At 41.6% G+C, this 12,842-nt stretch carries 12 protein-coding genes; 11 read left to right on the forward strand and 1 reads right to left on the reverse strand.

Features of this window, described 5'->3' with window-relative positions; translation table 11 throughout:
* Positions 1-118: 118 nt before the first annotated feature.
* The gene (locus tag FPZ42_RS10665) at positions 119-1,234 is read right to left on the reverse strand and encodes a trans-sulfuration enzyme family protein (protein WP_146271173.1); all 1,116 of its coding nucleotides are present in this window, start codon (positions 1,232-1,234) and stop codon (positions 119-121) included.
* Positions 1,235-1,427: 193 nt separating this feature from the next.
* Here FPZ42_RS10665 and mqnE point away from each other — a divergent pair, with 193 nt between their 5' ends.
* From mqnE to FPZ42_RS10720, 11 genes are all read left to right on the forward strand, one after another.
* Positions 1,428-2,621 carry an aminofutalosine synthase MqnE gene (gene mqnE, locus FPZ42_RS10670; protein WP_146271175.1) on the forward strand — a complete coding sequence of 398 codons (1,194 nt, stop codon included), beginning with the start codon at positions 1,428-1,430 and terminating at the stop codon, positions 2,619-2,621.
* A 121-nt stretch (positions 2,622-2,742) separates the two neighbouring features.
* Positions 2,743-3,363 (forward strand): histidine phosphatase family protein, encoded by a 621-nt coding sequence (locus FPZ42_RS10675; RefSeq protein WP_186458743.1) that lies wholly within the window; start codon positions 2,743-2,745, stop codon positions 3,361-3,363.
* Between the two features lie 10 nt (positions 3,364-3,373).
* A complete protein-coding gene (locus tag FPZ42_RS10680) occupies positions 3,374-4,117 on the forward strand; it encodes a menaquinone biosynthetic enzyme MqnA/MqnD family protein (RefSeq protein ID WP_146271177.1) in 744 nt (247 codons plus the stop codon).
* Positions 4,118-4,167: 50 nt separating this feature from the next.
* A complete protein-coding gene (locus FPZ42_RS10685; protein WP_146271179.1) occupies positions 4,168-4,974 on the forward strand; it encodes an SDR family oxidoreductase in 807 nt (268 codons plus the stop codon).
* 249 nt (positions 4,975-5,223) lie between these two features.
* Entirely contained in the window at positions 5,224-5,694 is a 471-nt protein-coding gene (locus FPZ42_RS10690) for a hypothetical protein (RefSeq protein ID WP_146271181.1), read from the forward strand.
* A 197-nt stretch (positions 5,695-5,891) separates the two neighbouring features.
* Positions 5,892-6,089: a cold-shock protein gene (locus tag FPZ42_RS10695; protein WP_146271183.1), complete on the forward strand. Its 198-nt coding sequence runs from the start codon at positions 5,892-5,894 to the stop codon at positions 6,087-6,089.
* Positions 6,090-6,200: 111 nt separating this feature from the next.
* Positions 6,201-7,445, forward strand: a complete 1,245-nt coding sequence (locus FPZ42_RS10700; protein ID WP_146271185.1) for an MFS transporter — start codon at positions 6,201-6,203, stop codon at positions 7,443-7,445.
* Between the two features lie 132 nt (positions 7,446-7,577).
* Positions 7,578-8,489, forward strand: coding sequence for an oxygen-dependent coproporphyrinogen oxidase (gene hemF, locus FPZ42_RS10705; RefSeq protein ID WP_146271187.1), 912 nt, complete (start codon positions 7,578-7,580; stop codon positions 8,487-8,489).
* A complete protein-coding gene (locus FPZ42_RS10710) occupies positions 8,490-8,885 on the forward strand; it encodes a hypothetical protein (protein WP_146271189.1) in 396 nt (131 codons plus the stop codon). It begins immediately after the preceding gene.
* Positions 8,886-9,084: 199 nt separating this feature from the next.
* Positions 9,085-11,727, forward strand: a complete 2,643-nt coding sequence (gene gyrA, locus FPZ42_RS10715; RefSeq protein ID WP_146271190.1) for a DNA gyrase subunit A — start codon at positions 9,085-9,087, stop codon at positions 11,725-11,727.
* A 3-nt stretch (positions 11,728-11,730) separates the two neighbouring features.
* A complete protein-coding gene (locus FPZ42_RS10720; protein ID WP_146271192.1) occupies positions 11,731-12,837 on the forward strand; it encodes a tetratricopeptide repeat protein in 1,107 nt (368 codons plus the stop codon).
* Positions 12,838-12,842: the final 5 nt, after the last annotated feature.

Raw genomic sequence — 12,842 nt, forward strand, 5'->3', positions numbered from 1 at the left:
AGGGAAAATTGATCATGGTATTGCTACCAAATATTGTTTCAAATATAGGACAATAAGAAAGTATCTTCCAAATAAAATTTTTAAATAATTGAAAATGAAGATTTCGTGAATGTGAAAATCAAGCCATAGCCTGCTCCAGATCAGCAATCAGATCATCAATATGCTCTAAACCAACAGAGACCCGCAGTAGATTAAATGGTGTTTTGGTATCCGGCCCTTCAACAGATGCGCGGTGTTCTATTAAACTTTCAACGCCGCCTAAACTCGTTGCCTGCGTAAAAATCTTTAAGGAATTGATTACCTTTTTCGCTTCTTCTTCGCCGCCTTTTAGCGTAAAGGACATCATTGCACCTGGCAGTGTCATTTGCTCTTTAACAATTCTTTGTTGTGGGTGTGACGTTAATCCGGGATACATCACCTGCTCCACGCGTGGGTGATTTTCTAAAAATGCGGCCAGCAATAAAGCATTGTTAACGTGCCCTTTAACACGATACGGAAGCGTTTTAATGCTGCGAACCAAATAGTAGCAATCCATTGGAGAGGGTATGGCACCACCCATGGTTTGCACATTTCGGATCTTTTCCCACCAATCTGTTTTTTCAGCAGTGATCAAAGCGCCACCCATCAGATCGCTATGGCCGCCAAAATATTTGGTGGTAGAGTGCATCACAAGGTCGGCACCAAGTGTTAGGGGTTGCTGGCATACCGGTGTTGCAAAAGTGTTGTCACATACCACTTTGATATTGTGTTCGCGGGCTATGGCAACCACCTTTTTTATATTGGTGATCTTAAGCAGCGGGTTTGATGGTGTTTCAACCCATATCACCCGGGTATTTGCTTTAATATGTGACCTTAGCGTTTCTTCATTATTTACATCAATAAAGTCAAATTCCAGGATACCGGCAAAAAGCTGCTTTAGCTGGTTGCGTAATCCGTGGTACATGTCATCAGGCGCAATAATATGGCTGCCAGGCTCAAGGGATTGAAAAACGGCCATACCCGCCGCGTTGCCGGATGAAAAAGCAGCAGCTTCAACCCCTTGTTCTAACTGCGCCAAAACCTTTTCTAACGCATCACGGTTTGGGTTAGCTGAGCGACTGTACTGATAACCGGAGGAAAAGCCCCCATCGGCATCGCGCTCAAAGGTTGTAGCCATAACAATTGGCTGCACAACTGCTTTAGTTTTAGTGTCTATGTGGTTTCCGCCGTGTATGGCAATGGTTTCTATATTCATGCTAGTATGTGTTATCAGTACTTTGCTAAATAACCAAGAAAAACGCAATTATGGCAAAACAAATTAAAATCGTTACCACTGTAAAGCCTATGTAACGTCATTGTCATAGTTGAATGTTCAAACATCTGTTGATACGCACAAATCGTTAATAGAATGTGGTATTTTACTACATTTGCCCAAATATTTTTTCAACATGGAAGTATCAGATAATTTACGGGTGTTGATCAATGATCCTCAACTTTTACCCGAACTAAAAGATATAGCCGAGAAGGTACTTCATAACCAGCGTATAAGTTTTGATGAGGGAGTACTACTTTACGAAAAGGCCGAATTGGGTTATTTAGGCGTACTGGCTAACTACATACGCGAACAAAAGCACGGCGATAAAACCTACTTTAACCGTAATTTTCACATCGAGCCAACTAACCTTTGCGTTTACGATTGCAAGTTTTGCTCTTACTCGCGCTTGTTGAAACAACGCGCCGATGGTTGGGAATACACGATGGAAGAAATGCTTGACATCGTAAAAAAATACGACGACCAGCCGGTTACCGAAGTGCACATTGTAGGCGGTGTATTGCCACAGTATGACGTTCCTTTTTACAGCGAATTATTCAGCAGGATAAAGGCCCACAGGCCAGATCTGCACGTTAAGGCACTAACCCCGGTTGAATATCATTACATCTTCAAAAAAGCCAAAATTGATTACGCTACGGGTATGAAGATGATGAAAGATGCCGGCCTTGAATCGATACCTGGCGGTGGCGCGGAAATCTTCCATCCCGAAGTTCGCGACCTGATAGCGAAAGATAAATGTACCGGCGACCAATGGTTGGCTATACATGAGGAGTGGCATAAATTGGGCATGCGTTCAAACGCAACCATGCTGTACGGCCACATTGAAAAGTACTGGCATCGTGTTGACCATATGGAGCAGTTGCGCCAATTGCAGGACCGTACGGGTGGCTTTCAAACATTTATTCCGCTAAAGTTCCGTAACCAGGATAATCAGATGAGTAACGTGCCGGAATCGACCGTGGTTGAGGACTTGCGCAATTACGCTATTGCACGTATTTACCTTGATAACTTTGACCACATCAAAGCTTATTGGGCAATGATCAGCAGAACCACTGCACAATTATCACTGAATTTTGGCGTAGATGATATTGACGGTACACTTGATGATACCACCAAAATATATTCAATGGCTGGCGCAGAAGAGCAGCACCCGGCAATGAGTACTAAAGAACTGGTAGAACTGATACAACATATTGGCCGCCATCCGATAGAACGTGATACATTATATAATGTAGTTACCAACTATAAAGACTTTCAATTTGAGGAAACGGCAAAACCAAGTTATTACAAACTGCCGGTTATTAATTAGTTAATTGGCTATGGTTCACTGGTTCATTAGCTCATTAGTTCATTGGTACTTCCAAATGAACAATGCAGCTGATAACCATCATACGAACCATTGAACCAATGAACAACTGAACTAATGAACGATGATACAAAAAACACTTTATATTGTACGCCACGGGCAAACCGAGTTAAACAGATTGGGAATTGTACAAGGCCGCGGCCGCGACACTGATCTGAACGAAGAGGGCCAATTGCAGGCACGGCAATTTTACGCTGCTTATAAAGATGTTCCTTTTGATAAAATTTACATATCAAACCTTAAACGCACACAACAAAGCATCCAGCCTTTTATTGATAAGGGAATCCCATTTGAGAAACTGAGCGGATTGGACGAGCTGGCCTGGGGTGTACAGGAAGGGCAACCAGCCACGCCGGAAAGTAAAGCTGCATTTCTCAACCTGATGCGCGATTGGTTGGATGGTAAACTCGACTCTAAATTTGAAGGCGGCGAAAGCCCCAATGAAGTTGAGATACGCCAGCGCGAAGCGATGGATGTGATCATGAGTCATCCTGAGGAAAAAACGGTTTTAATATGTATGCATGGGCGTGCGCTGCGCTTGTTGATGTGCATTTTAACCGAACAGCCTTTAACGCAAATGGATACCTTCCCGCACCAAAACCTGGTGCTTTACAAACTAACCTATGATGGCAGTAAGTTTACCATTGTTGATGCAAACAACGCGCTCCATCTAAAACAGAAATAGGAATTTTATAGTGGACAAGATCAAAATATCGGCTGTTAGTTACACTAACACCAAACCCTTTTTATACGGACTGCAACACTCAGAAATTAAAGAACAAATAGACCTAAGCCTTGATATGCCATCAGATTGTGCGCAAAAGCTCATAGATGGAAAAGTTGACATCGGCTTAATTCCTGTTGCAGCAACCTTAAATTTACCCGAGTGGCACATTATCTCCAACTACTGTATCGGCGCCAACGGGCCGGTTAACTCGGTATTTATTTTTAGTAATTGCCCCATAGAGGAAGTTAAAACCGTGCAGTTAGACCCGGAATCGCGTAGCTCAAATAACCTTGCTAAGGTGTTGCTAAAAAACTACTGGAAAGTACAACCGCAACTGGTTACCAATGCGTCCGATTATGCAGCTCCGACAGATGAGAAAACCGCCTTTGTATTGATAGGTGACCGCACTTTCGGTAAGGCCGAGCAATACAAATATGTGTATGACCTTGCAGGTGAGTGGAAGAAATTTACCGGATTACCGTTTGTTTTCGCTGCGTGGATAGCCAATAAACCGATCCCGGAAGAATTTGTAAAAGATTTTAACCAGGCTTTGCGTCAGGGATTGGCACATCGTACGGACTTGTTAAAGCAACTACCTCATCGTGCAGATTTTGACCTGGAAGACTATCTGATGCACAAACTTGATTTTGACCTAACGGAAGATAAGCGCAAAGCACTCTATATGTTCCTGAATTATATAAAGGCACTTTAAAATTCAGTTTCATCAAACAATAGTCCATCCACGCGCCTTTGTTTTACAGGATGGAAATACAAAAGCTCAAAGCCCAATCGGCAATAGTAACTGGCGGTGATAGTGGTATAGGTAAGGGCGTTGCATTAGCCCTGGCAGAAGCAGGCGCCAACGTTACCGTTAACTATAACCATAACCTGCAACACGCTAACGAAGTTGTTGAAGAAATAAAAAGCATCGGCAGCAAAGCAATTGCTGTTAAGGCAGATGTAAGCAAAGAGCACGATGTGCAAAATATGTTTGCGCAACATCTTAATGCTTTTGGTTCATTAGACATTTTGGTAAACAATGCCGGCTTGCAAAAGGATGCCAAGTTTGTTGATATGTCTTTAGAAGACTGGAACACAGTTATCAGCATAAATCTTACCGGCCAGTTCTTATGCTCCCGCGAGGCAGCCAAATTATTTATACAGCAGGGGATAAGGGAAGGCATCAGCAAGGCAGCCGGAAAGATCATTTGCATGAGCAGCGTGCATGAGGTTATACCGTGGGCAGGGCACGTTAATTATGCCGCAAGTAAAGGTGGTGTAAATCTCTTCATGAAAAGCATAGCGCAGGAACTGGCTCCCCAAAAGATCCGCGTAGTAGGCATAGGCCCGGGGGCTATTCAAACGCCTATAAATAAAGAGGCGTGGGAAACGCCAGAGGCACTGGAGAAACTACTTACCTTGATTCCATACAATCGTATTGGCCAGCCGGATGATATAGGAAGGTTAGCCGCATGGCTGGCATCTGATGACGCAGACTACATTACGGGCACAACAGTGTTTTCAGACGGTGGTATGACCTTGTATCCGGGTTTCGCCGATAATGGATGATAGTTGTATTGTCAGGGTTTTGTCAGAAAATAGACCAATATTAACAATGATTTAACTTAGTGTACTTTTTACAATAAGTATTTTCAAAATTCTTTAACATATTGTAAAAAATACACTAAGTATCGACCTGAATTTTTACATTTTTGTTTTCAGTTGCTGTATTTTATTAAAATCTCATAAAAATTAGCCGTTATTTTGACATTATTCAATTGTGCTGTATTTTTGTTGCATAAATTAAAAAAGACAGCCATGAAAAAATTATTTATAACTACAGCAATTGCAGCATTTTTAAGCGTTAACGTTTTTGCAGGTGACAAAGCACCAAAAGCTAACGATGATGCAGCTAACGTAAGCTATTTAACTATAAACAAATTTAACAACGATTTTATCGGTGCTGAAAACATCACCTGGAAAGTTACTCCTAAATTCCAAAAAGCAACTTTTACAATTGATGGTGTACAAAAATCTGCTTTCTACAACCAACGTGGCGAATTGATGGGTACTACACAAACAGTACAATACAATGCGCTTCCGGTTTCTGCTCAAAAAGAGATCTCAAAAAAATATCAAGGTTACTTCGCTAAAGAAGTTATCAAATTAGAGAACGACGAGAACGTTGATCCACTTGTTTATTTCGTAGACGTTGCAGGTGATAACGACGAAGTATTACTTAAAGTTGTTCCTGGTAGCGGTGTAAGCTTCTTCCAAAAAGTTAAATAATTCAAGCTCTCAACATAGCAAAAAGCCATCTGTGTACACAGGTGGCTTTTTGCATTTCCGCCATGAAATATTTATTTATTTGATATTAATTTTTTGTTATATTTGATATAGATAGTTGTATTTCTACATTGATTATAAGCTACTTATTCAGTTTGATCTACTTACTAATCTTAACGCAATTAATAAATCAAACAATTATGAAAACTGGAAAAGTAAAATGGTTTAATACCCAAAAAGGTTATGGCTTTATCATAACCGAAGACGGTAAAGATCTTTTTGTACACTTTAAAGATGTACAGGGCGGCGTAAACGCAATAAAAGACAATGACGATGTAGAGTATGAGGAAGAAGAAGGTCGTAAAGGTTTGCAAGCAGTAAAAGTTAAAAAAGTATAATCCTACATAAACCTAATGATGATATTGCCCCTGTTAACAGGGGTTTTTTGTTGGCGCTTATTTGCGTGCTTGTTTACAATAATTACCTTAGCATATCAATTATCTGCTTAGATGACACAACCCGAACAGTCTAAACTTACACGCAACGCCATACTATTGGTATTGGTTGCCTCCCTTGGATACTTTGTTGATATATATGACCTTCTGGTATTTTCTATCGTACGTGTACCAAGCCTTACCGATCTTGGTTTAAGCGAAACACAGATAACCACTCAGGGCCAATTGATAATCAACGTACAAATGGCGGGGCTTCTACTTGGCGGTATTATATGGGGTGTTGTAGGGGATAAGATGGGCCGTATTAAAGTTTTGTTTGGTTCAATACTACTGTACTCTATAGCCAATTTTGCTAACGCATTTGTTGCCAATGTGCCGATGTATGCCGCGATACGCTTTATTGCAGGTATTGGCCTGGCAGGTGAGCTTGGTGCCGGCATTACACTTGTAACCGAAACGCTAAGTAAAGAGAAACGCGGTTACGGCACCATGATAGTGGCTGTTATAGGCCTGTTTGGAGCCGCAGCAGCCTATGCTGTTGCAAAACACGGATGGCAAAGTGCCTACATGGTTGGTGGTGGTTTGGGCATCCTGCTACTGTTCATGCGTATCGGCACATTTGAGTCAGGTATGTACCAGGATGTTCAGGAGAGCAAAGCTTCTAAAGGCAATTTCTTTATGCTGTTCACCAACTTTAGCCGTTTCAAAAAATATTTATACTGCATACTCATAGGTGCACCGCTTTGGTACGTTGTAGGTGTGCTGGTAAGCTTTAGTCCCGAGTTTGGCAAAGCTTTGAACGCCAAAGATGTTCTAAGTGCAGGAGAGGGGATTTTTTACACTTACATCGGTATTTCTATCGGTGATATTTTTGCAGGGCTTTTAGCGCAGGTGCTTAAGTCCCGTAAGGTAACTATGGCAGTTTTCCATGTGCTGTCAACAGTAGCAGCCATAATTTATCTAAGATCTGAAGGTATTACCCACGACAGATTCATTTGGGTATGCTTTATAATGGGTTGTTCCGTTGGATATTGGGCTACGTTTGTAACCATTGCTGCTGAACAATTTGGCACCAACATACGTGCAACTGTAACGACAACCGTACCTAACTTTGTAAGAGGTTCGTTAATTCCTATAACGCTGGCATTTAATGCGCTTAAGGGTAATTTTGGGCAAATAAATGCAGGTTATATCATGATGATAGTACTTACCGTTATCGCTCTTTTTTCGCTTAGCCAATTGAAAGAAACATTTGGGAAGGATTTGAATTATATAGAGGAAGATGCGGGAGTAAGCTGATGTTGAAGTAAGCGAGAAAGAGTTGTTCTGCGGTACTCAATTAGAAGCCTGGTCAACACTTTTGTTTACTTTGTTTAACTTTGGCCTTCCTTGATCATTCACTAATTCAATATTTCGTTAATTCACTCATTAATGACAAAGGAACAAATAGCCGCCGATTACCAGCAGATACAGGACGAGATATGTGCCGCACTTGAGGCCACTGATGGCAACGCTACATTTGAGCAAGAGATTTGGGAGCGGGACGGTGGGGGCGGAGGCCGCACACGTGTTATCCAGGACGGTAACATCTTTGAAAAAGGCGGCGTAAATTTCTCGGCCGTACACGGACAACTGCCACATACGGTAAAAAAAGCGCTGAATGTAGAGCAGGACGACTTTTTTGCCACAGGTGTTTCCATCGTTATTCACCCCAATCATCCGCTGGTACCCATCATACATATGAACATCCGGTATTTTGAGATGCCATCTTCTTTTCATAATAATAGTAAACCCGTACGCTGGTTTGGCGGGGGCATTGATCTTACGCCGCACTATGTGTTTGAGGATGATGCGAAATTTTTCCATCAGCAATTGAAAGATACCTGCGACAAGTTTCATGCAGATTTTTATCATCGCTTTAAAGTTTGGGCCGATGATTATTTCTGTATCAAGCACCGTAACGAAACAAGGGGTATTGGAGGCATCTTTTATGATCGCTTGGTGGCCACAGACGATATCACATGGGAACAAGTTTTTGAATTTTCCAAAGCGGTTGGTCGTACCTTCGCCCCCACTTATATAGAGTTGGTAAATCGAAACCGCAATAAGCCATTTACAAAAGAACAACAACTTTGGCAATACCAGCGCCGCAGCCGCTACGCAGAATTTAACCTGGTTTATGACGCGGGGACTAAATTCGGTTTGGAAACAAATGGGCGTATTGAATCTATATTGATGAGTTTGCCGCCCACCGCCAAATGGCTTTACAATTTTCAGCCACAAGCCGGTAGTGAAGAAGAAAAAACACAAGGTTTTTTAAAAAAAGGCATCAATTGGGTATAAATGAAAAAGCTTGTCTTATCTTTTTTGATCTTAGTAGGTTTAGCATCATTTAAAGTTGATGGTGGGTTATCGGGCAGATGGGAATATAGCGGGGGTATCTACAACGGAAAACCTGCTGCACCTTCTACAGAATACACTTTACGCAGGCAATATAACGCTGAGCACTATGCAGGTACTTATTTAGAAAAAGATGCCCAACCGCTCACTTACGAAACAGGTGATTACAAACTACAGCTCGATAGCTGTTTTGAAACACAAACCTACAGCGCACAGCCATCTAAATGGCTAAATGTTACACTCAGGTATCATTTTAACATTCGTAACGATACCCTGATCTTCAACGGAAAATTGCCTAACGGAACAGTTGTAGAAGAGTATTGGAAAAGGGTGCAGTGAAAGCTTGATTTTTAATAAAGCAAAACATTTGTTTGCATTTCCCAACTCAAATCTACTGCATCCTTTTGGTGTTAAAAACGCGTTAAATGTTAGTAAAAAAACCGCTGTTCTCTGTATAATTTGTTATCTTCGCAGGTCGCTTTAGTTACAAATAAATCTATTTTATAGAGCGCCAAAACTGTCTACAGAAAACTTAAAAATGGCTGAAGATTTAGAAAACGAGAACTCACATAAAGAAGACCGAATAATCCCGATAAATATTGATGAACAGATGCGATCTGCATACATTGACTATTCAATGTCTGTTATCGTATCAAGGGCATTACCCGATGTGCGCGACGGCTTAAAACCAGTACACAGGCGCGTACTTTTCGGTATGCTTGACTTGGGCCTTAGCAACAACAAACCATACAAAAAATCAGCCCGTATAGTGGGTGAGGTTTTAGGTAAGTATCACCCGCATGGCGATACTTCTGTATATGACGCCATGGTACGTATGGCGCAAGACTGGAGCTTACGCTACCCATTTGTTGAAGGACAGGGTAACTACGGATCGATAGATGGCGACCAGCCGGCAGCAATGCGTTATACAGAAGCAAAGCTTCAGAAAATAGCTGAAGAAATGCTTGCCGATATCAATAAAGATACGATTGATTTCCAGCTGAACTTTGACGACTCTTTACAGGAGCCTACCGTACTACCTGCAAAGTTCCCTAACCTGTTGGTTAATGGTGCATCAGGTATTGCAGTAGGTATGGCAACCAATATGGCACCACATAACCTTAACGAGGTTATCGATGCTACGCTGGCTTATATTGATGACCGGGATATACAGGTTGAAGAACTTATTAAACACGTTAAAGGTCCCGATTTCCCTACCGGAGGTATTATTTACGGTTTCGAAGGACCGCGTGCTGCATTAGAGACTGGCCGCGGCCGTATTGTTATCCGCGCAACTGCCGAGATAGAAACTTACAATAATGATCGTGAGCGTATTATTGTTAGCGATGTACCTTACCAGGTAAACAAGGCGCTGATGATAGAGCGTACAGCCGAATTGGTGAACGAGAAAAAAATTGAAGGTATCTCTGCTATCCGCGATGAATCTAACCGCCAGGGTATTCGCGTGGTTTACGAGATAAAACGCGATGCAAATGCTTCTATCGTTTTAAATAATCTTTATAAATATACTGCTCTCCAAACTTCTTTCAGTGTAAACAACATTGCGCTGGTTAATGGCCGCCCGATGCTGCTGAACCTGAGAGATCTGATTCATCATTTTGTTGAGCACAGGCATGAGGTAGTTATACGCCGCACCAAGTTTGAACTTGCCGAGGCTGAAAAACGCGCACATATTTTAGAAGGTTTACTGATAGCGCTTGACCACCTTGACGAGGTTATTAAACTCATTCGTGCATCGGGTACGCCTGATGAAGCACGTGAAGGCTTGATGACGCAATTTGGCTTAAGCGATATACAAGCACGTGCTATCCTGGATATGACGCTTCGCCGTTTAACGGGTCTGGAGCGCGATAAGATCCGCGATGAATATGATGCATTGATGAAGCAGATAGAATATCTAAAATCTGTTTTAGCTGACGAAAGCCTGCGGATGGGTATCATCAAAACAGAACTTGCCGAGATTCAAGAGAAATACGGTGATGAACGCAGAACCAAGATAGTTCACTCATCTGCAGAAATGCAAACCGAAGACTTTATTGAGGATGAGGATGTTGTTATCACTATTTCGCATGAAGGTTATATCAAGCGCACGTCGTTAACAGAATATCGCCGCCAGGGCAGGGGTGGTAAAGGCTCATTAGGCAGCAATAGCCGTGATGCAGACTTTATAGAACACCTGTTGATCGCATCAAACCACAACTACATGCTGTTCTTTACAGAGAGCGGCCAATGTTTCTGGTTACGTGTGTTTGAGATTCCTGAAGGTACACGTACTTCAAAAGGCCGTGCTATACAAAACATTATCAATATCCCTAAAGAGGAAAAGATAAAGGCATACATCAAATTAAAGTCGTTGAAAGACAGGGAGTACCTGGAGAACAACTTCATTATCATGTGTACCAAAAAAGGTGTGATCAAAAAAACATCTTTAGAAGCTTACTCACGCCCCCGTGCAAACGGTATCAATGCTATCAACATCAACGATGGCGATTCGCTGCTTGAGGCAACTTTAACAACTGGCACAAGCGAAATTGTAATGGCGCTGCAAAGTGGCCGTGCTATCCGCTTCAATGAATCTACGGTAAGGCCAATGGGACGCACCGCAACAGGTGTGCGTGGCATAAGCCTGGATAGTAATAACGATGAGGTTGTTGGTATGATAAGTATCAATGACGCCGAAACAACTGTATTGGTAGTATCAGAAAAAGGTTATGGTAAACGTACTGACATTGAGGATTACCGCGTTACTAATCGTGGTGGTAAAGGTGTTAAAACGCTTAATATTACTGAAAAAACCGGAAACCTTGTTGCCATAAAAGGTGTTACTGATACTGAAGATCTGATGATCATCAATAAATCGGGTATCATCATTCGTATGGCTATTGCAGAACTCCGCACGATGGGAAGAGCTACGCAAGGGGTGAGGTTGATAACCTTGAAAGGTAACGATGAAATAGCTTCAGTGGCAACGGTTGCACACGTAGAGGATGAGGAGCTTGATGAAGCGGTAGTTGCAGAAGCAATAGCAGATAAGGAAATTGCAGAGACCACTGATGCTGATATTGACGCAGGTACCGAAGAACTGGATATAAAACAAGATACAAAAATTGACGAAGGTAACGCAGACGATGCAGCTACCGAGGATGACCAAACGGAATAGCTTATGCAAAAAAGCAAGTTAGGGTTACTGATAATTGGATTGTTTATCACTTCTTTCGCTTTTGGGCAAACAGAGGCATTAAAGAGCGTGGTAAACAATCTTGCTTTTTTTAAACAAAAGGCAGATCTGGCTTATTTATCTCGAGCTAAAAAATCAGCAGATAGCTTAGTAGTCACCAAAAAGGACTCCAACGACATTCAAAAAAATGTTTACAGGCTAATCGTATACTCAAGTATACTCCAGCTTGATTCTACCAACAAGCTTAATCAGCCTGATAACTTTTTGGATAAGACAGCCGCCTTGTACGAAAAATTTACTGCAAAAAGTAAGATCTTCAATTACCAGGCAGAGATGGATTATTCTCGCAGGTGCCTTTCAAACGCTTATGTACGCAAGGGATTTACCTTAAGCCAGAGTAAGGATTTCAAAAATGCTGCAATTGCATTTCAGAATGCTAAGAAATATGCACCCGGTCAAAAGAACATCAATGTTTACCTGGCTTATGCTAATAATAAACAAGGCAACTTGCAGGATGCTGCTAAGTATTATGATAATCTGATCAATACCGACAGCACAAAGCTTGAATACCTGGAAACAGCGTCTTCAATTTATAAGTCTCTTGGTGATACCGCAAAGGCGTTGCAGATTGTTAAAAAGGGTAGGAGATTGTTGCCAAATAGCAAGCAACTTTTGCAAGACGAAGCCAATATATACAACAACAATCACGATTATAAATCTTTAGAGCCGTTGTTGCCGCAACTTATTGATAACAATCCTAACAACTCTGATATTACATTTGTAGCAGCTAATTGCTATGATCACTTAAACCAATTCGACAAAGCGGAGTCTTTATATCTTCGTGCTATAGAACTTAATGGAAATGCATACGACCCTGTTTTTAACTTAGGATTGATGTATTTGAAAGAAAGCACAATTAAGAAAGATGATGGCAACAGAAATATTACCAATGCCATTTTATGGTTAGAGAAGGCAAACGAGATGTCGCCAAGAGACAAAAATTGTTTAGAAGTGCTTTCCCTTGCTTATGCAAAAACCGGCAACCAGTCACAGTTGGAGCGGGTTAACAACCGCCTTGAACAAATAAATTAGTAACC

This window comes from Mucilaginibacter achroorhodeus (assembly GCF_007846095.1).
GTDB classification, from domain to species: domain Bacteria; phylum Bacteroidota; class Bacteroidia; order Sphingobacteriales; family Sphingobacteriaceae; genus Mucilaginibacter; species Mucilaginibacter achroorhodeus.